Genomic DNA, 25285 nt, shown 5'->3' on the forward strand with positions numbered 1-25285 from the left:
CCCACTCGCACCACACCGGAGCGCCGATGAGGCTCTGGCGGCGCGAGTCCGACTACGGATCCATCCTCCTGGGGTCCACGCAGGACTCCATCCACAAGAAGCGGATCCGGATCCAGCTCCTGATCTCTGTCGGTGTCCTCACCGCCAACGCCATCGGTGCCGGCATGGTGATCCTGCTGGTGACCATCGGCATCCCGGAGCCGAGCGTGTTGCAGTCCGGTCTGTGGTGGGTCAACTTCATCGTGGTGCCGGTCTATGTCTCGCTGGCGTTCCTGATCGGACTGTGGGTGGGCACCACCCGGGTACTGCGACGACTTCGGTGGGCGTTACGCGACGAACCGCCGACGGCGGCCCAGGCGCGCGCAGCACTGAAGGCGCCCGCACTGCTCACCAGGCTGCAAGCCGCGTTGTGGGTGGTCGCAGGCATCCTGTTCACCACCGCGTACGGGGTATACGACGCTGCTTTGATCCCCAAGATCGCATTCGTGGTCGGGCTTTCGGCAGCTGTGGTGTGTTCCATCGCGTATCTGCTGACCGAGTTCTCTCTCCGGCCGGTGGCGGCTCAGGCTCTCGAAGCCGGGCACGTTCGCGCCGCCCGCCGCGGCAGCCTGCGCACACGCGGAATGCTGACCTGGTCGGTGGGATCGGGCATCCCCATCGTCGGGGTGATGCTCGTGGTCATCTTCGGGCTGTTCCGCGACGACACCACCAAGGTCGACATCTTCATCGCCGTCACGGTCCTGAGCGCCACCGCACTGTTCACCGGGTCGATCCTCAACTTCCTGAGCATGGACAGCATCGTCGCGCCCATCCGCACCGTCCGGCAGGGCATGAGTCGGGTTCGCAGCGGCGACAACGACGTACGGGTGGTGGTCTTCGACGGCACCGAACTCGGCGACCTGCAGGCCGGTTTCAACTCGATGGTCGCCGGGCTCGGCGAACGCGAACGCCTGCGCGACCTCTTCGGACGTCACGTCGGCAAGGAGGTCGCCGAGGCCGCGTTGGCGCAGGACCCCGAACTCGGCGGCAGCGAACAGACCGTCGCGGTGCTGTTCATCGACGTCATCGGCTCCACCACCTTGGCCGTCACCCGCCCGCCCGCCGACGTGGTGAACATCCTGAACCAGTTCTTCGCCGTGGTGGTGTCTACCGTCGAGAAGCACGACGGACTGGTCAACAAGTTCCAGGGCGACGCGGTGCTCGCCGTCTTCGGGGCCCCGATCGGCCTTTCCGATTCCGCCGCATCGGCCCTCGTCGCCGCTCGTGAGATCAGCGAGGAACTGGCCATCAAGGTGCCGCAACTGCAAGCGGGCATCGGGGTCGCCTACGGTCCGGTGGTCGCGGGCAACGTGGGCGCCATCCAGCGTTTCGAGTACACCGTCATCGGCGACGCCGTGAACGAGGCAGCCCGGCTCAGTGAACTCGCGAAAAAGGACCCGGGCCGCCCTCTGTCGTCGGGCCGCGCGGTGGAGGCGGCGTCGAAAGACGAAGCGTCACAATGGCACCGCCAGGACTCGACGGTGCTACGTGGCCGCTCCGAAGCCACCGAGGTGTACGCGACCCAGGCCTCTGGCGACTGACAGACCGCCCGTCACAACTGCTTTCGGCTGTCGCCTGTCACAACTGCTTTCGGCTGTCGCCGAGACCTTCGGCGAGATCGAGCTGCCGCAACGCGCTCCGAAGCACCTCGTCGTCGATCCGCCCGCGGTCGCGTTCGTCGATGAACACCTCACGCTGAATCTGGATGAGCTCGTTGCGGATCCGGTTGTACGCCTCCGTCGGACTCTCACCGATCTCGTCGGAGTCCCGCCCCAACCCTTCCCACGCGAGGTTCTTGCGGGCCCGGATCCAGTGCTCCAAGATCTTCACCTGCTCCAGGCGGGCGTCACCCTCGGGTATCTCGGCCTTGATCTGCTCGAGCCGCGCGAACGCGGTCCGGCCGGCGCGGTCCTGGGCACGGGCCAGGCCCACCAGATCCGCCTGCCTGTCATCACCCTGGACACCGAGCCACCTGATGAGCAGCGGCAGTGTGGTCCCCTGCAACAACAAGGTCCCGACCACCACCACAAAGGTGAGGAACAAGATCGCGTCGCGTGCCGGGAACTGGGAACCGTCGTCGACGGTCAGTGGAATGGCAAAGGCCGCAGCAAGACTGACCACTCCGCGCATGCCCGCCCACGACACCACGAACACCGCGCCGGGCTGCGGATACGGTTCACGCTGGCGTATTCGCGGGAACAACCGGGCCCCGTATGTCGCCCCGAACACCCAGACGATGCGGATCGCGATGGTCGCGGCGAACACCGCCGCCGCGGCCCAGCAGATCGCGGCAGTCGAGCGGTCTCCCAGCCCTTCGATGACCTGCGGGAGCTGGAGTCCGATGAGCAGGAACACAAAAGATTCGAGGATGGCGTCGATCGAACGCCAGACGGCGGTGTCCTGCAGGCGGGTGGCGTATCCCTCACGCACCGACCGCTGGCCCAGATAAAGGCCCGCCGCGACAACCGCGATCACACCAGATGCGTGGATCTCCTCGGCGACGAAATAGATCGCGAACGGCGCGATGATCCCCAGCGCCGTCTCCATCGGGGGATCGGTGAGGAAGTGGCGCATGAAGGCGACAGCCAGCCCGGCAGCAAGTCCCACGATCAGGCCGCCGACGGCAGCGATCAGGAAGGCCAGGATGCCGTCCCACACGGTGGTGGTCGCGCCCACCGCGGCGGCCAGCGCCAAGCGGTAGGCCGTCAAAGCGGTGGCGTCGTTGAGCAGGCTCTCCCCACCCAGCAGCGTCATCACGCGCCGGGGCAGACCCAGGCGACGACCGACGGCCTGCGCAGACACAGCATCAGGCGGCGCGATCACCGCACCGAGGACAAAAGCCGCGGCCCACGGGAGGTCGGGGACGGCGTAGTACGCGACCACTCCCACCCCCGCGGTGGTCGCGAGCGGCAGTCCCACCGCCAGCAGTCCAACCGCGCGGACGTTCTTGCGCAGCGCCACATAGGAACTGTCCAGGGCCGCCGAGTAGAGCAGCGGCGGCAACACCGCAAACAGGACCAGCTCCGGTTCCAGGGTGAACTCGGGAAGACCGGGGATCCAGCCGAGTCCCAGTCCCACCACCACCAGCACCAACGGGGCAGAGAGACCGAATCGGCGACAGATGGCGGCCAGGATCACCGCGACCACGGCGACGATCAACAGTCCTTCGTCCACCGCCCGAATTCCTCCCTCAGCGCACACCCGACCGAACCAGCCAAAGATACGGGAGAATGGAACTGTTCTCGCCGCAGGCGTCTCGCGCTGCCGAGGTCTGCGGCCTGAGCCCGCTCGCGAACCAGATGAGGAAGGACCTGATGCGCAACCCCATCCGGTCGGTCATGCACCGCAACATCAAACCGTCCACATTGCTCGCCGACGTGGCCGATGAATTGTGCCCCGAACTCGTCGAGACCAGCGAGGACCCATCGACGGACCCAACGGTCGACTCCCAAGGTGCATGCCAGGACTGCGTTGCCGAGGGCGTCGATCACTGGGCGCACCTTCGTAAATGCCTGACCTGCGGACACGTCGCCTGCTGTGATTCGAGCCCCCGGAAGCACGCCACCGCACATTTCAAGTCCACCGGGCACCCGGTGATGCGTTCGGCCGAGCCCGGCGAGACGTGGCGCTGGTGCTATCGGCATGCCCAGATGGGCTGACCCGGCCCCGGCACTTCGCGCCCGGTGATCGTCAGGTGTAAAACGGCCGACCGAAGGCGCTAGCCTTAGCTCTGTGACTACCAATACCTCGGGAAGCGGCGTTGTCATCTCTGCCGTGCCCGACCGTATCGGCACTCCACTGACCCCGGGCGCCACCAAGGTGATGTTGCTCGGCGCCGGGGAACTCGGCAAAGAAGTGATCATCGCCTTCCAGCGGCTCGGTGTCGAAGTGGTTGCGGTCGATCGTTATCCGAACGCTCCGGGCCATCAGGTCGCCCACCGCTCACATGTGGTGAACATGACCGACCCGCGCGCACTGCGTGCCGTCATCGAGGCCGAGCAACCCGACTTCGTGGTCCCCGAGATCGAGGCCATCGCCACCGAGGTCCTCGTCGAGGTCCACGAGGACGGTCTGACCGAGGTGATCCCCACCGCGCGTGCCACGGCCCTGACGATGAACCGCGAGGGCATCCGTCGGCTGGCCGACGAGAGGCTCGGCCTTCCGACGTCGCCGTACGCGTTCGCCGATTCGGCCGACGAGGTCCGCGCCGCGACCAACCGGGTCGGGTTCCCGTGCGTGGTCAAACCGGTGATGTCGTCGTCGGGCAAGGGCCAGAGTGTGGTGCGCGGGCCGGACGAGGTCGACCGGGCCTGGGACCACGCCGTCGCCGGCGGTCGCGTCCAGGGTGGGCGGGTCATCGTCGAAGGTTTCATCGACTTCGACTACGAGATCACCTTGCTGACCGTGCGCGCCGTCGATCCGAACACCGGCCGCCTCGGTACGTACTTCTGCGCACCGATCGGTCACCGTCAGCAGCAGGGCGACTACGTCGAGTCGTGGCAGCCGCAGCCGATGAGCGAGACCGCGCTGGGTGGGGCCACGTCGGTGGCCGCACGCATCGCCGCAGCGCTCGGCGACGGCCGGCTCGGTGGCCGCGGCATCTTCGGTGTCGAGATGTTCGTCAAAGACGACGACGTGTACTTCTCCGAGGTCAGCCCTCGACCGCACGACACCGGTCTGGTCACCCTCGGAACCCAGCGGCTCTCCGAGTTCGACATGCATGCGCGCGCGATCCTGGGACTGCCGGTAGACGTCACGCTGGCCTCTCCGGGAGCATCAGCGGTGATCTACGGCGGCCTGGACGAGCCGGCGATCGCCTTCGAGAACGTCGCTGCCGCGCTGGCTGTCCCGGAGACGGACATCCGGCTGTTCGGCAAGCCCGAAAGCTTCGCCCGTCGCCGGATGGGCGTGGTGATCGCGACCGCCGACGACATCCAGACCGCCCGCGCCCGCGCCGGTGAAGCGGCCCGGCTGGTGCGGCCGATCAGCACATCACCGCAGGCCGACACCCGTGCGACACCCGCGATCCGTGAGGAAGCGCCGCGCGAGTTGACCCCTCCCGATCCCGGGATGACCCGCGTCACCCGACGTCCGCCGGGAGCGCAGCCCTCCCCGCCAAGATCTCCTGCCCCGGCACAGGCCGGACCGCCGGCCGGCCCCCGCCTGAACAAACCCGCCGGCTCGGGCGACGAGAACCGGTAGCGGGGAGAACACGTGCCATTTGTCGGCGAGATCATCGTTGCCCTGGTGATCTTTCTCGGGTTGTGCGGTGTTGTCGTGCCCGTACTGCCCGGCCTGAGCCTGATCTTTGTTGCCATCGGCGTGTGGGCGTTTGTCGTCGGTGGCGCGGGCTGGCTGGTGTTCGCGGGCGCTGCCGTGTTGCTGGGCGTCTCGGCCATCGTCAAGTACGTCTTCGCGAACAAATCGATGAAGAACTCGGGGGTGCCCGGACGGACGGTGGTCCTGGGCGGTCTGCTCGGGATCGTCGGGTTCTTCGTGATCCCCGTGGTGGGCCTGCCGATCGGGTTCGTGCTCGGTGCATTCCTCGCCGAGTGGGCGCGGCTCGGCAACATCGAAGCCGGTTGGTGTGGGGCCATCGCCGCGACCAAGGCCGCGGGACTGGCCATCGTGATCGAGCTGACCGGCGCTCTGCTCGCCGCGTCGCTCTGGCTCGGAGCGGCGTTCGCCTTCTAGTCCGCGGGTGGGTGTGTCAGCGTTTGCGGCCGATGGGAACGATCATCGGCCCACCCGACACCGGATCGACGAGCACCTGTGACGACAACCCGAAGGCCTCCTGCAACAGATCGGTTGTGATGACGTCGGCGGGCGTTCCCTCTCGGATGATCTCTCCCTCCCTCATCACCACCAGCCAATCGCTGTAGCGCACAGCCAGATTGAGGTCGTGGAGCACCATCACCACGGTCTTGCCGTGCAAGCGGCACAGGTCGTCGACGAGGTCGAGCACATCGATCGAATGTGACAGGTCGAGGTAGGTGGTCGGCTCGTCCAGCATCACCACGTCGGTCTGCTGTGCCAGCGTCAGAGCGATCCAGACCCGTTGTCGCTGACCACCGGACAGTGCGTCGATGGTCCGCTCGGCAAGGTCGGTGCAGTCGGTCAGTTCCAGCGCCTGCGCGACGGCGACCTCGTCCTCCGGCGACCACTGCTTGTACCAAGATTGGTGGGGGTGACGACCTCTCGAGACCAGGTCGACAACCGTCAAACCCTCTGGGGCAACGGGGTTCTGTGGCAGCAGCCCGAGGATCTTGGCCACCTCTTTGGTGCGCAGCGTCGCGATGTCGCGGCCGTCGAGCAGCACCTGCCCCGCGGTCGGCTTGAGCAGGCGTACCAGCGAGCGCAACAGCGTGGACTTGCCGCACCCGTTGGGGCCGACGATGGTGGTGACCTTACCGTCGGGGATGGAGATGTCGAGACCGTCGATGATGGGTCGGTCGCCGTAGCCGACCTGGAGGCCGGTGGCCGCGATGCGTCCCGCGGACTGTTCCGAGTACAGGGCACTCATACCGAGGCCTTCCGGTTGATCTGGACCATGAGGTAGATGAGGGCGGGGCCGCCGATGCCTGCGGTGACGACCCCGACGGGGAGTCCGGCCGGCAACACCGTGCGGCACAACAGGTCTCCACCCAATACGAGACACGCTCCGGTCAACCCGGCGGTGATCGGTCCCGGGACTTCCGCCCGGGTGAGCCGCATGGCGATCTGGGGTGCGAGCAAGGCGACAAACGCGATCGGTCCGGCCGAGGAGACGCAGACCGCCGCCACGATCACCGCGACGATGAGGATGAGCGCCGACACCGGGTTGGCACGGATGCCCAGCCCACGGCATACGTCCTCGCCCAGACTGAGGATCGAGAGATTTCGTGACTGGGTGAGAACGATCAGGATGGCCGGGATCAGCACGATCAACGGGGGCCACACCGCTTTCCAGCCCGCACCGGACACCGATCCGACGATCCACAGCTGTGCTCGCTGCACCTGGTCCACATTGGCGCGGGTGAGCAGATAGGCGATCACAGCCTGCAGACCCCACGTCAGTGCAACGCCGACGAGCACCAGACGGATGGGGTCGATGCCTTTTCGCCAGGTGAGGACGTACATCGCGGTGGCGGTGAGCAGTCCGCCGAGCATGGCAGCCACGGCGAGCCCGAGGTCGGCCAGCCACGAGGCCCACGTGGATCCGAAGGCGATCACGGCCACCGCGGCCGCACTCGCCCCGGAGGTGATGCCGAGCATGTCGGGCGTCGCCAAGGGGTTGCGCGCGATCACCTGGGTGAGTGCGCCGGACATGCCCAGACCCATCCCGACCAGCAGACTCACCAGGCCGATCGGCAACTGGGTGTCGAAGACGACCACATTCTCGGCCCGGGTTCCGCCACCGAGCAGGATTCGTCCGACATCGATGGGGGACATCGGGAAGTCGCTGGTGCCGATGCTGACCGCGAACAGGACAACGGCCAGCGCGGCCAGCACCAGCCCGACGCCCGTTGCCCACGGCCGCACGACGAACGAGCCGCCGGCCACCCGCAGCGTCGTGCGGCGCAGGTGCCGGGCCGGCAGCGGTGCCGGCTTGTGCTCGGGGGGATCGGCCACTGCGGTCATGCCGCCACCGACTTCACGGTCATACCGCCACCAACTTCTTTGCGCGTACCAGGGCGATGAAGAACGGGGCGCCGACGGCAGCCAGGACGATGCCGGCCTGGATCTCGCCGGGGCGGGCGATCATCCGGCCCAGCACGTCGCAGCCGACGAGGGCGACGGCACCGATGAGGGCCGAGTAGGGCACCACCCAGCGGTAGTCGGGGCCGGTGAAGAACCGGGCCACGTGCGGAGCCACCAGGCCGAGGAACACGATCGGCCCACATGCTGCGGTCGCCGACCCGACGAGCAAGGTGATCGCGAGGATGCCGACGATCCGCACCTGCACGATCCGCGACCCGAGGGCCTTGGTCATCTCGTCGCCCAGGGACAGGATGTTGAGGAAGAAGCCGCTGGCGATGGCCAGGATGAGCCCCGGGATGATGAACGGCAGAGTGGCGAGGATGACGTCGAATCCGCGTCCGGCCACCGACCCCACCTGCCAGAAGCGCCAGGCTTCGAGCGATGCGGTGTCGATCAGGACGATCGCGGACGTCAGTGCCACCAGCATCGCGGAGAGTCCGGTGCCGGCGAGGATCAGCGTCAGTGGGCTGGCGCCCTTGCCGACCGACGCGAGGAAGAACACCAGCGACGAGGCCACCATCGCGCCGAGCAACCCGAAACCCATGTACTGGATAGGTGTGGTGATTCCGAGGACGTAGACGCCTGTGACCACCGCAAATGCAGCGCCCGCGTTGACCCCGAGGATGCCGGGGTCGGCCAGCGGGTTGCGCGTGTGGCCCTGTGTGAGCGCACCTGCGGCGCCGACCGCAAGACCGACCACCAGGCCCAATACGGTGCGTGGGATGCGCAGGTCGTGCACGATGCCGACGGCGTCGGGCGCTCCCGGAACGTTGTCCGCCCACAGCGCGTCCCAGACCTCGGGCAGGGGGATGACGCGGGACCCGATCGCGATCGAGGCCGCGCAGACGATGGCCAGGAGGACCAGTAGCAGTACCACCCCGGGTATGCGTCGCGATTTGTTGACCAAGATCTACGGGACCTGTCTTGTGTAGTTCAATGCATGTGTATGCGGTATCTGCGTGCGGGTGTTCGGTGTCGGCAATGTCGACGTCGACGGTAGGCAGGTTACCCTAACCTTCTCCGCTACTGCGAAATGTTCCTGCGGTCCACGGCTTTAAATAACGGAACGGTAACGAATCGCAGACGCCGTGTTTCTTATCTGTTTCTTGGCTAACACTCAGGCTGTCATCAGGCGATAACCTCATGAGTCACATCCGTGGCCAGACCTGGAGGAGTGAAGAATGAAACAGAAGTTGATTCGCGCCGCCGCAGCCGTCGCAGCGACTGTGGGTATTGCCGCAGGCAGCGTTGTTGCCGCCGCGCCCGCACAGGCTGCCCCCGTGGGCCCATTCGACCTCGACCTCACCGGCGGCGTCAGCTGCGAGTGGGGCAAGCCCGGTGATCCCTGGGTCAACGCCTGGCACACCAAGCGTTGGATGAAGGTCACCGCTTACGGTCGCGACTGGCCCAACGTCACGCTCCAGGAGTTCAACGGCGCGCAGAAGTTCGCCCCGGTCCTCAAGAAGGGTCAGTCCCTGACCATCGAGACCAAGTGGTTCGGCTGCTTCCCGACGTCCATCTCCGGCTACACGATCTCCAGCGAGATCGACCCGCTGCAGAACAACATCGGCTACTGGTTCAGCGTTCAGAGCATCCCGAACTGACGCTTGCACCCAGCACCCACCACGGCGGGTGAACAGCACCACCACACGATCCCTCTCCCGGACACGATCTGTCTGGGGGAGGGATCTTTGCGTCTCCAGGCGCGGGTTTTGCAGAAGGACTTGCGGTTGACGCAGCGTCAACGGGCACAGTGGTTCTCGACCGCCTGAGGAGGCCGAGATGGATCATCCGATCGGGGAGATCGCCCGTAGTTCGGGCGTCACGCCGCGCACGTTGCGGCACTACGAGCAGATCGGGCTGCTGTTGCCGTCACGGACTGGCGCCGGCGGCATCCGGTACTACGACTCGGCAGCAGTGGTCCGATTGCAGCGCATCCTGATTCTGCGCGAGTTGGGGCTGTCGCTGCCGCGAATCGCTGACGTGCTTGCCGGACAACAAGATCCACGAACAGCGCTCGGGGAACTCCTCACGACACTGCGGTCTCGACGCGACACCATCGATGCCCAGATGTCGTCGATCGAACACACCATCACCCATTTGGAGAAGGGACTCGACATCATGCCCACAGACGCTTTCGCCGGATTCGACCACACCGTTCATCGCGAGGAGGTCGAAAGTCGTTGGGGCGCTGATGCCTACGCAACGTCTGACCGCTGGTATCGCTCACTCACCGATCAGCAGCGTGCAGACTTCGCCGCGGAACATCGGGACATCGCTGCACAGTGGATCGAGCTGGTTGATGCCGGGGACGATCCGACGGGGGAGCGAGCCCGCCACCTCGCGGCCCGTCATCTGGACTGGCTCGCGCAGAGCGGTGCGACAACGTCGGCCGACTACGTGCGTGGCCTCGGCCAGATGTACGTCGACGACGAACGGTTCGGCAAGAACTACGCACCCACCGGCGTCGACCATCGCCGATACGCCGAGTTCGTGCGGGATGCGTTGGAGTTTGCTGTCGGCTAACCGGCAGATGCGCGCTCTACAGACCGAGCTACGACGAGGTTGGTGCGCTGGCAGATCTGGCCGCTCGGCTAACTGGCAGAAGCTCGGTCTACAGACCGAGCTACGACCAGGAACGTGCGCTGGCAGTTACGGCCGATCACCGAACTGGCAAACGCGCGCTCCGTAGACCGAGCTTCTGCGAGGATCGTGCGCCGGCAGTTTCGGTCGCGCATCGAACTGGCAGCCGCTCGCTCTGTAGACCGAGCTTCGACGAGTTTCGCGAGCTGGCGGATGTGGCCGCTCGGTTAACTGGCAGATGCGCGCTCCTTAGACCGAGCGTTGGCGAGTTTCGCGAGCTGGCGGTTTCGGCCGCTCGGTGAACTGGAAGATGCGCGGTCTGTAGACCGAGCTTCTGCGAGGTTGGTGCTCTAACTGTTTCGGCAGCTCGGTTTACGGCGGTTGCGCGCTCCGTAGACCGACCTACAACCCAACCGAGCGTCAGGCCTTGTTGACCTTGTCGGGCTCAGAGGCTGCGAGCATGTCTTCGCGCTCGACAACCTTCACGCGTTCGCGGCCTTCGGCGGCTCCGAGTGCGCGTTCGTGCTCATCGAGCCGGTACCAGCCGTCCCAGGTGGTGAAGGCGACGTTCTTGTCCTCGAGGTACTTGATGATCGTGTCTTCGCCGGGCTCGGCCGGTTCGAGGAGCTTGCCCTCGTGCATGTCGTCGAGGAGGCAGTCGACGGTCTCGTTGGCGTCACCCTTGGTGTGGCCGATGAGGCCGACGGGTCCGCGCTTGATCCAGCCGGTGGTGTACATGCCGGTCATGTGGGCGCCGTCGTTGAAGATGCGGCCCGCTTCGTTGGGGATGACGCCGGCCTGGTCGTCGAACGGGATCTGCGGCAGGTTGTCCGAGAGGTAGCCCACGGCGCGGTAGACCGCACCCAGTTCCCAGTCGGTGAAGTTGCCGGTGCCCTTGACGTTGCCGGTGCCGTCCAGTTCGGTCCGTTCGGTGCGCAGACCGACGACCTTGCCGTCGTCGCCCAGGATTTCCACGGGCGACTCGAAGAAGTGCAGGAACAGCTTGTGCGGGCGGCCCTTGGGGTCGCGGATCGCGTACTGCTCAATGATGGTCGCGACCTGATCGGTGATCTTCGACGACCGGCGGGCGACGGTGGAGCCCTCGTCGTAGTCGATGTCTTCGGGATTGACGATCACGTCGATGGTGGGCGAGTGGTCGAGCTCCTTGAGCTCGAGCGGGGTGAACTTGGCCTGAGCCGGTCCGCGGCGTCCGAACACATGGACCTCGGTGGCCTTGTTGTTCTTGAGGCCCTCGTAGACGTTGGCGGGGATCTCGGTGGGCAGGAGTTCGTCACCGGTCTTGGCCAGCACACGCGCCACGTCTAGGGCGACGTTGCCGACGCCGATGACCGCGACCTTCTCGGCCTCGAGCGGCCAGGTGCGTGGGAAGTCAGGATGTCCGTCGTACCAGGCCACGAACTGCGCGGCACCGTAGGAGCCGTCGAGGTCGATGCCGGGCAGATTCATCGCCCGGTCGTCGGTGGCACCGGTGGAGAAGATGACAGCGTCGTACATCTGCTGCAGGTCTTCGAGGGCGATGTCGCTGCCGTAGTTGACGTTGCCGATCAACCGGATCTGCGGCTTGTCCAGCACCTTGTGCAGCGCGTTGATGATGCCCTTGATACGCGGATGATCCGGTGCCACGCCGTAACGGATCAGGCCGAACGGCGCCGGCATCCGCTCGAACAGATCGATCGAGACACCACGGTCTTTGGCCTTCTCCGACTTCATCAGGGCATCAGCGGCATAGATGCCGGCCGGACCGGCACCGACGATGGCCACGCGAAGCGGACGGTTCTGATCGCTCATGAGTCGGAGTGTCTTTCTCGTTCTGTTGGGGTCGCTGCCGAAAGCCGGGCGACCTGCCTGGTGCTGGCGTTGTGGACAGTCTGCCCACCACGGTAGGCGCTGGACCTGGCCGGAACAAAAAACCTCATCCCAGACCAGGCCCAGCGGAGCTGTGACCTCGTGTTGTGCTGGGTCCAGCGGAGCTGTGACCTCGGGTTGTGCCGAGGCCGGCAGTGCCTATTTGCCGAGCTGCGGGGCGATCTGGTCGACGGCCCAGGGGATGGTCAGCACGGTCGGCACCGACATGGCGGTTCCGGTCTGCTGGTCGAGGTAGATGACGCCCCCGCGCTTGACGATGTCGAGGTTGTTGAAGACCGGGTTGGTCTTCATCCGCTCGTTGGAGCCCTCCCAGTCGATGGCCACAACCTGGTCGAGGTTGTTGAGCAGGTTGAGGTTCTCGTTCGAGATGGTGCCGTAGAAGCCGCTGGTCACGAGCGGTTCGAGTTCCTTGGGGAACACCTGGCCGAGATTGGTCAGCATCTGTCCGCGACCGTCGCCGGGGCCGTAGATGGAGATGGAGCCGTCGGTGCCGGCGATGATCACGGCCGACTTCTTGCCGACCATGTTCGGGTACTGCGCCTTGGCGTCCTCGAACTTCTCGTTGGTCTGGTCGATCAGTTCCTGGGTCTTCTCGGGCATGCCGACCGCCTTGCCGATCTCGGCGGTGGATGCGGCCCAGGGGATCAACCAGTCCTGGTACTGCGCTTCGCGTACGAGGGTCGGCGCGACCTTCTTGAGGTTGTCGTACTGCTCTTGGGTGACCGCGTTGTTCACCGCGACAATCATGTCGGGGTTGGTGGCCAGCGCCTTGGGGATCTCACCGTTCAGATCCTGGGCGGCCAGTCCGAGCACCTCGGGGGTGTTCTCGGCGATGTACTTCTCGTTCCACGGCGCGATCGCGGTCTTACCGGTCGGGTCACCGAAAGGAACGATGGTCGTGGGTCTGATGCCGAGAGCCAGCAGGATGTCCGAATCGCCGGGGCCGAGCGTCGCGATGCGCTTGGGCTCGGTCTCGATGGTGGTCTCGCCGAGGTTGTGAGCGATGGTGACGGGCAGGGCGCCGGCTTCCGCGGAGACCGAAGCACCTGAGCTGTCACTGTCTTCGTCGGGAGCCGAGCATGCTGCTGTTCCCACCAGGGCGGCGACGGCCACCGTGGCGACGGCCGTGCGGGTGAATCCGCGCGACAACCGGGTTGTCTTGATACGCACTTTGTCTTGTCCTTACGTCCGGCAATCCAGAGGTCGAGTTCGCCCCCGACGGCGTCGATCAAGTTAGGATTGGCTCACCAATATCTGGATCAGCGTCTCACGGCGGCGCGGCATCCGGCAAATGCGGGTTATAAGCTCGCGACCATGGCATCAAGGAACTCCGGGACGTCCGGTGAAGGTGGTAAGTCGGGGCCGCCGAGCGATGACGAACGCCGGACCATGTGGCCGTTTCTCATCGCGGTGGTGATCGTCGTACTGACGCTCGGCACCATCGCCGTCACCTACGTGGTGCGCCCGGCGGACGAACGGCTCACCGAGGAGGCCAAGGTGGCCCGCGCCATCAACGACCACTACACCGCGAAGAACGCCGTCAACTATTCGAACTTCCGCTCGGCCACCTGTACCGCGGACGTCTCGTCGGTCGACTTCCCGACCGAGGACGAGTTCACCATCGAGAACACCGACGCCCGCGAAGCAGACGGCGCCATCGAGATCGATGACATCTCCGAGACCGTTGTGAACGGCAACCGCGCAACCGCGAATGTGCACTGGTCTCGCAAGGAGAGAACCGAGACCCAGATCATCGGGGTGGTGCTGGTGAACGAAGAAGGCGACTGGAAGGTGTGCTCGTGAGCTACGCAGGAGACATCACGCCGGAGCAGGCGTGGACGATTCTCTCGGAGAAGCCCGACGCCGTGCTGGTGGATGTGCGAACCAAGGCCGAATGGAGTTACGTCGGCATTCCCGACCTCACCGAGCTGGGCAAGCAGACCGTACTGATCGAGTGGGTCACATTTCCTGACGGACAACGCAATCCGGATTTTGTCGGCCAGCTGCGCGAGGCCGGCATCGCCGACGACCAACCGGTGGTGTTCCTCTGCCGTTCCGGTCAGCGGTCGATCGGTGCCGCAGAGGCCGCAACTGCTGATGGGATCTCCGAGGCGTACAACGTGTCCGACGGATTCGAGGGCGGCCTCGATTCGGCCGGTCATCGCGGGGCCGTAGGTTGGAAGGCGCTGGGGCTGCCCTGGCGCCAATCCTGAGGAACCGGCTCACCGGCCGGAGTGCTCATCTGCCATGGAGGAACATGTGATCAGCGAACTGCCCGACGGGGTGTCGCCGGATACGCTCGCGGTTCGCGGTGGTCTCGACCGCTCGGGGTTCGAGGAGACATCCGAGGCGATGTACCTCACCTCGGGCTACGTCTACTCGTCGGCTGCGGCCGCTGAGCGCGCCTTCACCGGCGAGGACAAGCGGTTCGTGTACTCGCGCTACGGAAATCCCACCGTCGCGATGTTCCAGGAACGCCTCCGTCTGCTCGAAGGCGCCGAAGCATGTTTTGCCACCGCCAGCGGGATGGCTGCGGTGTTCGTCGCCCTCGGTGCCCTGCTCAAGGCCGGGGACCGCCTGGTGGCAGCGCGGAGTCTGTTCGGGTCCTGCTTCGTGGTCTGCAACGAGATCTTGCCGCGCTGGGGTGTGGAAACCGTCTTCGTCGACGGCGAAGACCTCGAGCAGTGGGAACAAGCACTCTCGACACCGACCACTGCCGTGTTCTTCGAGACCCCGTCCAACCCGATGCAGACGCTCGTCGACGTCGAGAAGGTGTGCGAGCTCGCCCACGCGGCCGGAGCAAAGGTGGTGCTGGACAACGTCTTCGCGACGCCGCTGCTGCAGAAGGGGCTCGATCTCGGCGCCGACGTGATCGTCTATTCGGGCACCAAACACATCGACGGTCAGGGCCGGGTGATGGGCGGAGCCGTCCTCGGTGACGCCGAGTACATCGACGGTCCGGTGCAGACCCTGATGCGGCACACCGGGCCGGCGCTCAGCCCGTTCAACGCGTGGACCTTGCTCAAGGGTCTCGAGACGATGCGGCTGAGGGTCGACCACTCGGTGGCCTCTGCGCTCCGGATCGCCGAGTTCCTGCAAGAGGATCCGCGTGTCGCGTGGGTCAAATACCCGTTCCTGCAGTCGCATCCGCAGTACGACCTGGCCACCCGGCAGATGTCCGGCGGCGGTACGGTCCTCACCTTCGAGTTGGCCGACCGCGGGTCGGTATCGGGCAAGGCAAGGGCGTTCGAGGTACTCGACGGACTCAAGATCATCGACATCTCGAACAATCTCGGCGACTCGAAGTCGCTGATCACCCATCCCGCCACCACAACTCACCGGGCGATGGGCCCCGAAGGTCGCGCCGCGATCGGGTTGTCGGACTCCGTGGTCAGACTGTCGGTGGGACTCGAAGGTATCGACGACCTGCTACACGACATGGACCAGGCGCTCTAGCGGCGTCACTGCACGGCGCCGGCCCCGGTGCCTTCTTCGGATCGGAGGGTGGAGACATCCTTTCCTCATTGGTCGACTGGGTCATCTCGATTGTCGAGTCCACTCCGCCCTGGGCTGTGTACCTCGTTGTGTGGGGGGTCATCTACGGGGAGGCCGCCGCGCTGATCGGCCTGATCCTCCCGGGTGAGACCGTTTTGCTCGCGGGTGCTGTCGCCGCCGCCATCGGTCCGACGAACATCGGCTGGCTGATCACCGGTGCCTGTTTCGCTGCGGTGCTCGGCGACTGGACCGGTTACATGCTGGGTCGACGATCAGGGGACCGGATAACCCACTCCAGACTGGGCTCGTGGATCGGTGAGGAGCGCTGGAACCGCGCCGAAGATCTGATCCGCAACGGCGGTGTGGTGGCGGTGATCGGGGCACGCTGGATCGGTTACGTCCGTACGGTCACGCCGTTTGTGGCCGGTATGAGTCAGATGCCCACAAAGCAGTACCTCTTCGCGAACGTCTTGGGCGGTGTCGTCTGGGTCGTGGTGGTCGGGGTGACCGGATACGCGGTCGGCGAGACCATCGGGGCCACCTTGCTGCTGTACCTGGGGTTCGCCGCGGCCGTGGTGGTCCTCGGGTACTTTGCCTTCCGCTGGTGGCGTCACCGCGACAAGTCCGAAATAGGCTCCACCAGCGCCGAATAACATTCACCCGGGGTTTTATTTGACACGGCAATTAATCCGGCGACATCGTTGTTGACATGGAGTGCCGACCCGTTGCGGCCACCAGTTCTCACCTCTCGCCCAGAAGGGAAACGTGCCCGGCCATGGCCTCGATTCGCGATCCGCACACGGTTCTGGCCGAGTTCGTCCACGCCCGGTCCGGCGACACCGTCGTGCTCGCCTTCGACGCGGATGACGCGGTGCGGAAGGTGGTCGACGCGGCACCCGGACAGTCCGTGGTGCTCGACCTGACGGCCGGTCTCGGAGACCGTGCGACCGGGGACCACGCCGGCGACAGACTCGTTGCCGCGCAGGTGGATCTCACCACCACCCTTGCGGCCCTGGATCGCGAGCTGTCCGCCCGGCCTGCGGCACTGCTGATCGTGCCGGGTGTCGCCCCGTCCACCGGTGAGGTGCTGCCGCTGTCGAAGCTCGCCGCGGTCGCCCACCGCCATGGGGCTCGACTCCTCGTGGACGGAAGCGAACTGGCGGCCCGGCGGGTGATCAACATGACCAGCCACGGCATCGACTACGTCGTGTTCGGCGGACGGCAACTGGCCGGCCACGGGCCGGCCGCCGTTGTCGGCCGGCCGGATTGGTTGGGCGATGTCATCGGTGTCGACGCAGATCCGTCGGCGCTGAGCGACTTCGTACAGGCTTGTGACACGGTCGCGGGCCTCGGTTTCGAGTGGATCGGGCTGCACGAACAGGCGTTGTCGGACACTCTCGACGAGGCGCTGCAACGGTTGCCCGGTGCCCGCCGGCTCCGGCTGTGGGCCGACGTTGCCGATCGTGTGGGCATCGCTTCGATCGCGGTGGCAGGCCGCGAGGCTCCGTTCGCACTTGGCTGGGGTTTCGAGACCGGTCGGTACGACGTTGCGCAGCAATTGGATTCACTGGCAGATGTGGTGTTCGAGCAGGAGAAGTCATGACATACGAAGCCGTCGGTGCACCACGCAACCGGCCAGAACTGCTCGTCGCCATCGACGGCGACGACAATCCCATCGCTTGGAGTGGCCCTCGTCCGCGCGATGCGCACGCGGGGGTGATCCGCCGGATCCGCCAGCCAGAACTGCGTGGTGGGATTCGGGAGAGAACTCAGATGCGAGCGGCGTGGACCAGTCTGGGCAACGAGCCCGCCGATCTGGTGGTCGCTCTCGAGCTCGATGTGCTGATCGCCGACGATGCCGCGACGGCACGGGCAAAACTGTTACGACTCGGTGAGTCGAGGTTCGGGGACACAGTGCGCTACGTCGGAACGGCCAATGGCCTGTTGACGCTGATCCTGGACATCTACACCGCCGAGGTCGCCGATGCGGTGATCCTCCGGCCCATCGATTCCGCCGCTGAATCGGCCGACGACTCGGTGGACGCCGGCCGGAGCAGCGCCGCATTGATCGCCGACCAGGTGTTGCCGCAACTGACCAAGAGGTCTGTCGCGGCCTGACCTGGCCGTCCGCAACCGCGAAAGTCGTACGGGTGCGTCAGCTTTCGCCGCGTTCCCAGCGGTTGACGATTTGTTCTCGAGCACCGTCCGTCAGTTGACCGAACAGTCGAAGCCTGGCCATCCCGCCGTCGGGGTAGATGTCCATGCGCGCTTCGGTGAGCGGTCGGTCCACGTCGACGAGGAAGCGGTGCCGGGTGTCGGGCTGTAGTGGCGTCCGCGGAACGAGTTCGAACCACTCGCCGTTCTCGCCGTCGCGACCACGGATCATCGCCGACCCCGGGGCGTTGCCGAGGAAGTAGCTGGTGTCGAGTTCGGCCAGCCCGACGGTGGCCTCACCCGCCAATTTCACCTGCACCCAGTCGTTTCCGGAATCGCGGCGACGTGAGGTCTCCCATCCTTCACCCATGGTGCGGGCGCGCCCGGGCATCAGCAGGTTGTTCGGCGATCCGTAGAACATGTTGGAGCACGAGGTGATCATGCCGCCGTTCTCCAGCGCCGCGAGGTCGAAGTGGCCGTACGACAAGAACTTCGGATCGGGGATACCGCGTCCGTGTACGCGGAAACGGGCAACTCCTCCGTCGGGATAGATCGAGAGCCGTACGTGGGTGAACCGTTCTTTGGCGTCGACGCGGAACGGGTTGCGGGTGTCGCCGTTGACCTCGACGCGGTCGACGATCGTTGTCCACTCGGTCTCTTCGACGAGCTCCAGTGCGGTCGGGATGCCTTCCACCGCAGCAGCTTCCACGGAGATGTAGGGCGGGTAATTTCCCACGAACCACGATGTGTCCACCACAACGCCGTAGATCACGCCGGGAACACCGAGCCGGACGATGGCCTGGTCGACGCCGTCTTCGCGGCGGCGGCGGGTCTCCCAACCGTCGTAGACCTGACCTTTGTGACCGAATGTTGCGGGCTGGTACTCGGCCGCTGGGGTCTTGATCAGGTTCTGGGCTTCGGCGAACAGGTCGTCGTTGGCCCAGATCACTGCTCCGCCGAGGGCACGCAACGCCAGGTCCGGCATGGAGGTGAAGTGCGGGCGGGAGGCGGGCGGAGAGGGTGTCACGACATCTGAGGTTAGTGTGCCGGGGTCTGCGGGGCGAACCGGGCGGGCGCCCGATGGTTGCAGATGGCAACCGGCCCAGAGCATACTTGCAACGCACAAGTAGTTGCTGTGTGAAACTCGTGCTGCCGGCTAGATTGATGCGTTTCGTGGGAAGGCTCGTTGCAGAAGATGTCCCGCTCGGACCAGGTTGAGGATTTCATCGAGGTACTCGCCCGATACGCACGCATCCGCGAACGACTGGCGGCCACCCGCCTGCGCACCCCGGACGGCATCGTCGAAACGGCCGCCTACCAGTGCCTTTTTCGGCTGACGGACAAGCCGTCGCGCTCGGGCGAACTGGCCGAGGCCCTGTTCGCCGATCCGTCCACCATCAGCCGTCACGTCGCTCACCTGGTACGCCTCGGCTATGTACGTCGCGAGGCCGACCCGCTGGACGGGCGCGCCACGATCCTGGTGGCCACCGATTCCGGCCGCGAACGGGTGGCCGCGCTGCGTCAACGACGCGGTGAGGAGCTCAAGTCGTTGATGTCGGATTGGCCCGACGACGACATCGACACCCTGATCCGGTTGATGGGCCGGTTCGTCGACAGTGCCGAAGATGCATTGACCTGTGCTCCAGCGGAGAGGCAACCGAATTGACCGACACGCCCGCTTCCGCTCCGGCCGGGAGCGCTGAGCTGTCGCACAAGAAGATCCTGACGATCCTCGGCGGACTGATGCTGGGGATGTTCCTGGCCGCACTCGACCAGACCATCGTCTCCACTGCCATCCGCACCATTGCCGATGACCTGCAGGGCTATTCGCTACAGGCGTGGGTGACCACCGCGTATCTCGTCACGGCCACCATCGTGACGCCGCTCTACGGCAAGTTGTCGGACATGTACGGCCGCAAGAAGCTGTTCATGACGGCCATCACGATCTTCATCATCGGTTCGCTGCTCTGCACCACCGCGACCTCGATGTATCAGCTCGCGGGGTACCGCGCGTTGCAAGGACTTGGTGCCGGCGGCCTGATGTCGTTGGCGCTCACCATCGTCGGTGACATCGTGCCCCCGCGCGAGCGGGCGAAGTACCAGGGATATTTCCTCGCCGTCTTCGGCACCTCGAGCGTGGTGGGCCCCGTGCTCGGTGGCCTGCTTGCCGGTCAGGAGTCGATCCTGTTCGTGTCCGGCTGGCGTTGGGTGTTCCTCGTCAACGTGCCGATCGGTCTCGTCGCCCTGGTGGTGGTCTACCGCGTACTGGACTACGACCAGATCAGAGGCGCCCGCCGGCGGGTGGACTGGTCGGGAGCCGGGCTCTTGGCCCTGGGTGTGGTCCCGTTGCTTATCGTTGCCGAACAAGGTCGCGAATGGGGCTGGGGCAGTGGGTGGGCCATCGCCTGTTACACCGCGGGTGTGGTGGGCACGGCAGGGTTTGTCTACGTCGAGCACCGGATGGGCGAAGCCGCCATCATCCCGTTGCGCATCTTCCGTAACCGGATCTTCGCGCAGGGCATCGTCATCTCCGTGGTGGTCGGCATGGTGATGTTCGGCTCGATCTCGATGCTGCCGCAGTACTTCCAGGTGCTGCGAGGTTCGAGCCCCACGGTCGCCGGTCTGCAGATGTTGCCCATGGTCCTCGGTTTGATGATCGCTTCGGTGGCGTCCGGACAGCTCATCTCCCGCACCGGCCACTACCGGCTCTACCCGATCATCGGATCGATCCTCATCACCGTCTCGACGTTCCTGCTGCACCTGTTGAGCGTGGACACCCCGGTTTCGCTGGTGATGACCCTGGCCTTCTTCCTCGGCTTCGGACTGGGCAACCTACTCCAGCCGATGACGCTGGCCTTACAGAATGTGTTGCCGCCCAAGGACATGGGCGTGTCCACCGCCTCGGCCACCTTTTTCCGTCAGATAGGTGGAACGCTCGGCGTCGCGGTGTTCTTCTCGGTCCTGTTCTCGTTGATGGGACCCAACATCACCGATGGGCTCGAGGACAGTGCGAACACCCCGCAGTTCAGGCAGGCCGTCGCTGCCGCCGCGCAGAGTCCGGACGCGCAGGTCGCCGCGTTCGGGAAGGGCCTGATCGCCGCGGCCGCCGACCCGGATGCCCAGACGGGCAGCGTCATGGACGACACGTCGGTGATCTTTAAACTCCCCGAACCGATCTCACGACCGATTCGCGTCGGGTTCGCCGAAGCGATGGACACGGTGTTCTTGACCGTGTCGATCGTCTCGCTGATCTCGCTTGTACTGGTGTTCTTCTGGAAAGAGGTTCCGCTGCGCACCAAATCAGGGATGCAGGCGGCCAAGGACGAGGCCGAGGCCGAAGCCTGAGCCCGAACGCGAGCAGGGCCCGACTCCGTGGAGTCGGGCCCTGCTGTGCTGCGGGCGTGAGTGCAGATCAGCCGCGGGAGGGTTCGTTCGCCTCGTGTGGCTGAGTCTTGAGTCGCTCGATGGCTTCCTGCGCCACCTTCTCGGCGTCGGCCTTGCCGGTCCAGCCGCCCGCCGTGACCTCTTTGCCCGGCTCGAGGTCCTTGTAGTGCTCGAAGAAGTGCGCGATGGCCTTGAGCTCGAACTCGGGCACATCGTCGATGTCCTGGATGTGATCCCAGCGCACGTCCTTCGCCGGAACGGCCAGCAACTTGTCGTCGCCGCCTGCCTCATCGGTCATCCGGAACATGCCGACGACCCGGGCCCGGACGATGACGCCCGGGAAGACCGACTCGGGCAGCAGGACCATGGCGTCCAGTGGATCGCCGTCTTCGCCGAGGGTGTTGTCGATGAATCCGTAGTCCGCCGGATAGCCCATCGACGTGTACAGATAACGGTCGAGATAAACCTTCCCGGACTCGTGATCGACCTCGTATTTGTTGCGTTGTCCTTTGGGGATCTCGATCGTGACGTCGAAGTCCACGCTTCCTCCTGATGCATTCAGCGAATCCGGTCCGAAAATCGACTCAACGATACTGTGGACACAACCATCCGCCGCGCTCGGCGGCACAATTGACCGGAGGTATCGGTGGCAGGCACTTCGCTGGGCCGCAAAGGACTGTGGTGGACGCTCGTTCCCGTGGTGGCTCTCATCGCTGTGGCAGCCATTGCGCTGGTCATCGCCTTCCGCGTGGACGACGGCTCCGATGCCCTCCCCGCCGGTGCCTCGCCCCAGCCATCGCCGGCGTCGCTGACACCGAGGATCAATCCGGTGCGTGCGGACGCGCCTGCGCCGACACCCGCAGGGGTGCGAACCGAACTCACGCAGGCGTTGGCGAACCCGGATCTCGGTGAATTGAGTGGCGAGATCTCCGACGCCCTGACCGGCGCCGAATTGTGGTCGACGAATCCGGGTCGCCCTTTGATCCCGGCATCGACGATCAAGGTCCTCACCGCATCGGCCGCCCTGTTGGCACTGCCGCACGAGCAGAGGGTCACCACCACGGTGGTCGCAGGCGCCGACGGACAGGTGATCCTGGTGGGTGCGGGCGACCCGACGCTGTCGGTGCAACCGGAGGGGCAGGACACCTTCTTCACCGATGCTCCGCGGATCAGCGCGCTGGCCGATCAGATCAAGAAGGCCGGCGTCAATGTGACCTCGGTGGCCGTGGACACCAACGCGTTCAGCGGTCCGACACTGGCGCCCAGTTGGGATCCGGCCGACATCGCGGCAGGGAACATCACCCCGATCGAATCGCTGATCGCCGACTCTGGCCGCAACGACCCGCTCTTCATCGATTCGCCGCGCACCTCGACTCCGGCCCTGACCGCCGGCGCCGCTCTTGCCGACGCGCTCGGAGTGGACACCGCGCCCACCGAGGCGACCGCCCCGGCCAATGCCCGGGTGATCGCGCAGGTGCAGTCGGCGCCTCTCGTGACGCGCCTCGGGGACATGATGCGAGCCAGCGACAACGTATTGGCCGAGACAATCTCCATCGAGATCGCGAAGGCCACCGGTGGTCGCCCGACGATGGCAGGTGGCATCGAGGCCGTGCGTAAGACGCTGAGCGACTACGGCTTCAACATGAACGGAACCGTGTTCGCCGACGTCAGCGGGCTGTCCGAGGACAATCGGGTCTCGGCGGCCCTGCTCGATCAGGTGGTCAATGCCGGTGCCGGAGACGCACAGCCCAAGCTGCGGCCCCTGCTCGACATGCTCCCCGTCGCAGGTGCCACCGGCACCCTTGCCGAACGATTCGACACCCAGAACAAGTCCGGTGCCGGCTGGGTGAGGGCCAAGACGGGAACACTGACCGGGGCGAGCGCGTTGGTGGGTGTGGTGCAGACGAGAGAAGGCCGGGTCCTGAGTTTCGCGCTGATGTCCAACGGGAGTTCGCCAGATGCGGCCCGCCCGGCGCTCGATGCAATCGCAGTGGCACTGCGGGAATGTGGATGCCGATGAGTATCGACTGGCAACTCGCCGCGACGGTGGGCAAGAAGGTCGCCCGTCCGGGGCCTGTCACCACCGAGTACACGATCACCGCAGCGCAACAGGAACTCGCGCGGTCGTCGGCCGCTGCCGAAGGTCCCGTTCGTGACGTCACCGGATTGGCCGACGGTCTGGCCGTACCCGCAGCCCAGATCCTGGACCGCAGTGGCTGGATCGAGGCCGCTGCGCTCTCGATGTCGGCGATGCTCGAGGGACCTGAGCCCGACGGCAAGCCGGGGATATCCGGACGGGTCGCCGGAGTCCAGGCCGGCGGACTGCTGGCACTGCTGTCCGGCGCGATCCTCGGGCAATACGATCCGTTCACCGCCAACCCGGATACCGGCTCGGACGGGGTCTTGATGCTGGTGACGCCCAACATCATCGCCGTCGAACGGTCGTTGCGGGTTGTCCCTTCGGACTTTCGGTTGTGGGTGTGCCTGCACGAGGTGACGCACCGGGTGCAGTTCTCCGCGAATCCGTGGTTGCGCGATTACATGTCGTCCAATGTCGAAGCCCTCACCGCCGAGACCGCGGAATCAGCGGGTGAATTGGTCACGCGGATCAGTGCGGCGATGCGCAGCGACCAACCCCGGGAAAAAGGCATCGTCGGTGCGATGCAGTTGTTGCAGAGCCCTGAGCAATACGAGGCATTCACCCGGATGATGATGCTGGGAACCCTTCTCGAGGGCCATGCCGATCACGTCATGGATGCCGTCGGACCGCAGCACGTCCCGACGGTCGACACGATTCGCGCGGCATTCGACAAACGCCGGGGCCGGCCACAGAATCCCGTGCAACGGTTGCTGCGTGTGCTCCTCGGAATGGACGCCAAACTCGCTCAGTACATTCGCGGCAAAGCGTTTGTCGATGAAGTCGTCGGGACCGTGGGCATGACCCGTTTCAATGCGATCTGGACGGGGCCGGAAACCATGCCTCTGCCCGCCGAGATCGAAAAGCCACGATTGTGGATCGACCGGGTGTTGTGAACCCCGGGGTGAACTCGGGCGCCATCGCCGAGGTCACCGGCGCCGTGGCGTCGTTCGCCCAGGATCATCTCGACGGGACCGCCGTCTGCGTGGGGCTGTCGGGCGGCGCTGACTCGCTGGCACTGACCGCAGCTGCCGTACACGCCGGCCTGCAGGTGCACGCCTTGGTGGTCGACCACCGACTCCAGGAAGGCTCGGCCGCGGTTGCCGACGAGGCGGCCCAGTCGGCCCGGACGATGGGCGCGCAGGCCACGGTGCTCCCCGTGGACGTGGTGGGTCGCGGTGGTCTCGAGGCGGCAGCACGCCGTGCTCGCTACGCCGCACTCGACGAGGCGCGCGCGGGCAGGCCCGTCTTACTCGCGCACACCCTCGACGATCAGGCGGAGACCGTTCTCCTCGGCCTCGCCAGAGGGTCTGGGCCGCGGTCCATCGCCGGGATGCGCGCGTGGGCTCCGCCGTTCGGTCGCCCGTTGCTCGGTCTGCGGCGCGCGTGCACGGTGGCCGCGTGCACCGACCTGGGGTTGTCGCCGCATCACGACCCGCACAACACCGACCCGCGGTTCACGCGGGTTCGGTTGCGCACCGAGGTGCTGCCCTTGGTGGAGCAGGTGTTGCAGGGCGGGGTCGTCGAATCGTTGGGCCGCACGGCATCACAGTTGCAGGACGACATCGACGTACTCGAGGACATGGCCGACGCCGCTGCCGGCGTCATCACCGGAGACGAGATCGTGTGCGCGGAGTTGACACCCATACCGGCAGCGATTCGGCGGCGACTGCTGCGGCGCTGGCTTGTCGCGCAGGGGGCGACGGAACCGACCGGCTCGGTGGTGAACGCAGTGGACGCCCTGTTGGTGCGGTGGCGTGGGCAGGGGCCGGTCGCTGTCGGTGGGAATCCCGAGCACAGGCTGGAGATAGCGCGACGCGGCGCCCGACTCGTGGTCGAACGCCGCGTGCGTTGAGCTGTGTTCCG

At 65.8% G+C, this 25285-nt stretch carries 25 protein-coding genes; 17 read left to right on the top strand and 8 right to left on the bottom strand.

What is annotated here, in order from left to right; genetic code table 11:
• The first annotated feature begins 26 nt into the window (after positions 1-26).
• Positions 27-1580: an adenylate/guanylate cyclase domain-containing protein gene (locus KXR83_RS17725; protein WP_437425939.1), complete on the top strand. Its 1554-nt coding sequence runs from the start codon at positions 27-29 to the stop codon at positions 1578-1580.
• A gap of 37 nt (positions 1581-1617) precedes the next feature.
• Here the strand turns inward: KXR83_RS17725 and KXR83_RS17730 are convergent, their stop codons facing one another.
• Positions 1618-3213 carry a Na+/H+ antiporter gene (locus KXR83_RS17730; protein WP_317712109.1) on the bottom strand — a complete coding sequence of 532 codons (1596 nt, stop codon included), beginning with the start codon at positions 3211-3213 and terminating at the stop codon, positions 1618-1620.
• A gap of 164 nt (positions 3214-3377) precedes the next feature.
• On the opposite strand from KXR83_RS17730, the gene KXR83_RS17735 reads away from it, so the two are divergent.
• From KXR83_RS17735 to KXR83_RS17745, 3 genes are all read left to right on the top strand, one after another.
• The gene (locus tag KXR83_RS17735; protein ID WP_437426112.1) at positions 3378-3698 is read left to right on the top strand and encodes a UBP-type zinc finger domain-containing protein; all 321 of its coding nucleotides are present in this window, start codon (positions 3378-3380) and stop codon (positions 3696-3698) included.
• Positions 3699-3861: 163 nt separating this feature from the next.
• Positions 3862-5241: a formate-dependent phosphoribosylglycinamide formyltransferase gene (purT, locus tag KXR83_RS17740; protein ID WP_437426113.1), complete on the top strand. Its 1380-nt coding sequence runs from the start codon at positions 3862-3864 to the stop codon at positions 5239-5241.
• A gap of 12 nt (positions 5242-5253) precedes the next feature.
• On the top strand, positions 5254-5733 hold the full coding sequence (locus tag KXR83_RS17745; protein WP_437425940.1) for a DUF456 domain-containing protein: 480 nt from the start codon (positions 5254-5256) through the stop codon (positions 5731-5733).
• 16 nt (positions 5734-5749) lie between these two features.
• Here the strand turns inward: KXR83_RS17745 and KXR83_RS17750 are convergent, their stop codons facing one another.
• Genes KXR83_RS17750 through KXR83_RS17760 form a run of 3 tightly spaced genes read right to left on the bottom strand, consistent with a single transcriptional unit; the run spans position 5750 to position 8686 of the window.
• A complete protein-coding gene (locus KXR83_RS17750) occupies positions 5750-6562 on the bottom strand; it encodes an ABC transporter ATP-binding protein (RefSeq protein ID WP_437425941.1) in 813 nt (270 codons plus the stop codon).
• A complete protein-coding gene (locus KXR83_RS17755) occupies positions 6559-7659 on the bottom strand; it encodes a FecCD family ABC transporter permease (RefSeq protein ID WP_437425942.1) in 1101 nt (366 codons plus the stop codon). Before KXR83_RS17755 ends, KXR83_RS17750 begins: the two co-directional genes overlap by 4 nt.
• 19 nt (positions 7660-7678) lie before the next feature.
• Positions 7679-8686: a FecCD family ABC transporter permease gene (locus KXR83_RS17760; RefSeq protein ID WP_437425943.1), complete on the bottom strand. Its 1008-nt coding sequence runs from the start codon at positions 8684-8686 to the stop codon at positions 7679-7681.
• Between the two features lie 274 nt (positions 8687-8960).
• On the opposite strand from KXR83_RS17760, the gene KXR83_RS17765 reads away from it, so the two are divergent.
• Complete coding sequence (locus KXR83_RS17765) at positions 8961-9383, top strand: hypothetical protein (RefSeq protein ID WP_030172470.1); 423 nt, start codon at positions 8961-8963, stop codon at positions 9381-9383.
• 178 nt (positions 9384-9561) lie between these two features.
• Positions 9562-10305: a MerR family transcriptional regulator gene (locus KXR83_RS17770; RefSeq protein WP_437425944.1), complete on the top strand. Its 744-nt coding sequence runs from the start codon at positions 9562-9564 to the stop codon at positions 10303-10305.
• Positions 10306-10782: 477 nt separating this feature from the next.
• On the opposite strand, the gene KXR83_RS17775 is transcribed toward KXR83_RS17770, so the two are convergent.
• Together KXR83_RS17775 and KXR83_RS17780 are read right to left on the bottom strand one after the other, a co-directional pair.
• A complete protein-coding gene (locus KXR83_RS17775) occupies positions 10783-12171 on the bottom strand; it encodes an FAD-dependent oxidoreductase (RefSeq protein ID WP_437425945.1) in 1389 nt (462 codons plus the stop codon).
• 216 nt (positions 12172-12387) lie between these two features.
• Positions 12388-13419 (bottom strand): ABC transporter substrate-binding protein, encoded by a 1032-nt coding sequence (locus KXR83_RS17780; RefSeq protein WP_437425946.1) that lies wholly within the window; start codon positions 13417-13419, stop codon positions 12388-12390.
• 144 nt (positions 13420-13563) lie between these two features.
• Between KXR83_RS17780 and KXR83_RS17785 the strand changes: the two genes are divergently transcribed.
• The 6 genes from KXR83_RS17785 (at position 13564) to KXR83_RS17810 (ending at position 17862) form a co-directional block, all read left to right on the top strand.
• Positions 13564-14052, top strand: coding sequence for an Rv0361 family membrane protein (locus KXR83_RS17785; protein WP_437425947.1), 489 nt, complete (start codon positions 13564-13566; stop codon positions 14050-14052).
• Positions 14049-14462, top strand: coding sequence for a rhodanese-like domain-containing protein (locus KXR83_RS17790; RefSeq protein ID WP_437425948.1), 414 nt, complete (start codon positions 14049-14051; stop codon positions 14460-14462). Before KXR83_RS17785 ends, KXR83_RS17790 begins: the two co-directional genes overlap by 4 nt.
• 34 nt (positions 14463-14496) lie before the next feature.
• On the top strand, positions 14497-15705 hold the full coding sequence (locus KXR83_RS17795) for an O-succinylhomoserine sulfhydrylase (RefSeq protein WP_062797121.1): 1209 nt from the start codon (positions 14497-14499) through the stop codon (positions 15703-15705).
• 68 nt (positions 15706-15773) lie between these two features.
• Positions 15774-16397 carry a DedA family protein gene (locus tag KXR83_RS17800; RefSeq protein ID WP_437425949.1) on the top strand — a complete coding sequence of 208 codons (624 nt, stop codon included), beginning with the start codon at positions 15774-15776 and terminating at the stop codon, positions 16395-16397.
• Positions 16398-16519: 122 nt separating this feature from the next.
• The gene (locus tag KXR83_RS17805) at positions 16520-17347 is read left to right on the top strand and encodes an aminotransferase class V-fold PLP-dependent enzyme (RefSeq protein ID WP_437425950.1); all 828 of its coding nucleotides are present in this window, start codon (positions 16520-16522) and stop codon (positions 17345-17347) included.
• Positions 17344-17862 (top strand): hypothetical protein, encoded by a 519-nt coding sequence (locus KXR83_RS17810; protein WP_437425951.1) that lies wholly within the window; start codon positions 17344-17346, stop codon positions 17860-17862. The genes KXR83_RS17805 and KXR83_RS17810 overlap by 4 nt, the downstream gene beginning before the upstream one ends.
• A 37-nt stretch (positions 17863-17899) precedes the next feature.
• On the opposite strand, the gene alc is transcribed toward KXR83_RS17810, so the two are convergent.
• Positions 17900-18925 (bottom strand): allantoicase, encoded by a 1026-nt coding sequence (alc, locus tag KXR83_RS17815; RefSeq protein ID WP_437425952.1) that lies wholly within the window; start codon positions 18923-18925, stop codon positions 17900-17902.
• A gap of 168 nt (positions 18926-19093) precedes the next feature.
• Between alc and KXR83_RS17820 the strand changes: the two genes are divergently transcribed.
• Both KXR83_RS17820 and KXR83_RS17825 read left to right on the top strand, forming a co-directional pair.
• A complete protein-coding gene (locus KXR83_RS17820; RefSeq protein ID WP_437425953.1) occupies positions 19094-19564 on the top strand; it encodes a MarR family winged helix-turn-helix transcriptional regulator in 471 nt (156 codons plus the stop codon).
• Positions 19561-21243 (top strand): MDR family MFS transporter, encoded by a 1683-nt coding sequence (locus KXR83_RS17825; protein ID WP_437425954.1) that lies wholly within the window; start codon positions 19561-19563, stop codon positions 21241-21243. Before KXR83_RS17820 ends, KXR83_RS17825 begins: the two co-directional genes overlap by 4 nt.
• Positions 21244-21310: 67 nt before the next feature.
• Here KXR83_RS17825 and KXR83_RS17830 read toward each other — a convergent pair whose 3' ends face one another.
• On the bottom strand, positions 21311-21823 hold the full coding sequence (locus KXR83_RS17830; protein WP_023955670.1) for an inorganic diphosphatase: 513 nt from the start codon (positions 21821-21823) through the stop codon (positions 21311-21313).
• 105 nt (positions 21824-21928) lie between these two features.
• Here KXR83_RS17830 and dacB point away from each other — a divergent pair, with 105 nt between their 5' ends.
• The 3 genes from dacB to tilS are packed head-to-tail and all read left to right on the top strand — an operon-like array spanning position 21929 to position 25274.
• Positions 21929-23302 (top strand): D-alanyl-D-alanine carboxypeptidase/D-alanyl-D-alanine endopeptidase, encoded by a 1374-nt coding sequence (gene dacB, locus KXR83_RS17835; protein WP_437425955.1) that lies wholly within the window; start codon positions 21929-21931, stop codon positions 23300-23302.
• Entirely contained in the window at positions 23299-24315 is a 1017-nt protein-coding gene (locus KXR83_RS17840; protein WP_437425956.1) for a zinc-dependent metalloprotease, read from the top strand. The genes dacB and KXR83_RS17840 overlap by 4 nt, the downstream gene beginning before the upstream one ends.
• A complete protein-coding gene (gene tilS / locus KXR83_RS17845) occupies positions 24312-25274 on the top strand; it encodes a tRNA lysidine(34) synthetase TilS (RefSeq protein WP_437425957.1) in 963 nt (320 codons plus the stop codon). The genes KXR83_RS17840 and tilS overlap by 4 nt, the downstream gene beginning before the upstream one ends.
• Positions 25275-25285: the final 11 nt, after the last annotated feature.

The sequence above is a fragment of the Williamsia muralis genome (assembly GCF_051487485.1).
Lineage (GTDB): Bacteria > Actinomycetota > Actinomycetes > Mycobacteriales > Mycobacteriaceae > Williamsia > Williamsia muralis_B.

Coding starts and splice junctions, on each gene's coding strand:
- KXR83_RS17725 (WP_437425939.1), top strand. CDS start 27: ATGAGGCTCTGGCGGCGCGAGTCCGACTACGGATCCATCCTCCTGGGG.
- KXR83_RS17735 (WP_437426112.1), top strand. CDS start 3,378: ATGCACCGCAACATCAAACCGTCCACATTGCTCGCCGACGTGGCCGAT.
- purT (WP_437426113.1), top strand. CDS start 3,862: ATGTTGCTCGGCGCCGGGGAACTCGGCAAAGAAGTGATCATCGCCTTC.
- KXR83_RS17750 (WP_437425941.1), bottom strand. CDS start 6,562: ATGAGTGCCCTGTACTCGGAACAGTCCGCGGGACGCATCGCGGCCACC.
- KXR83_RS17755 (WP_437425942.1), bottom strand. CDS start 7,659: ATGACCGCAGTGGCCGATCCCCCCGAGCACAAGCCGGCACCGCTGCCG.
- KXR83_RS17765 (WP_030172470.1), top strand. CDS start 8,961: ATGAAACAGAAGTTGATTCGCGCCGCCGCAGCCGTCGCAGCGACTGTG.
- KXR83_RS17770 (WP_437425944.1), top strand. CDS start 9,562: ATGGATCATCCGATCGGGGAGATCGCCCGTAGTTCGGGCGTCACGCCG.
- KXR83_RS17775 (WP_437425945.1), bottom strand. CDS start 12,171: ATGAGCGATCAGAACCGTCCGCTTCGCGTGGCCATCGTCGGTGCCGGT.
- KXR83_RS17785 (WP_437425947.1), top strand. CDS start 13,564: ATGGCATCAAGGAACTCCGGGACGTCCGGTGAAGGTGGTAAGTCGGGG.
- KXR83_RS17795 (WP_062797121.1), top strand. CDS start 14,497: ATGGAGGAACATGTGATCAGCGAACTGCCCGACGGGGTGTCGCCGGAT.
- KXR83_RS17805 (WP_437425950.1), top strand. CDS start 16,520: ATGGCCTCGATTCGCGATCCGCACACGGTTCTGGCCGAGTTCGTCCAC.
- KXR83_RS17810 (WP_437425951.1), top strand. CDS start 17,344: ATGACATACGAAGCCGTCGGTGCACCACGCAACCGGCCAGAACTGCTC.
- KXR83_RS17820 (WP_437425953.1), top strand. CDS start 19,094: ATGTCCCGCTCGGACCAGGTTGAGGATTTCATCGAGGTACTCGCCCGA.
- KXR83_RS17840 (WP_437425956.1), top strand. CDS start 23,299: ATGAGTATCGACTGGCAACTCGCCGCGACGGTGGGCAAGAAGGTCGCC.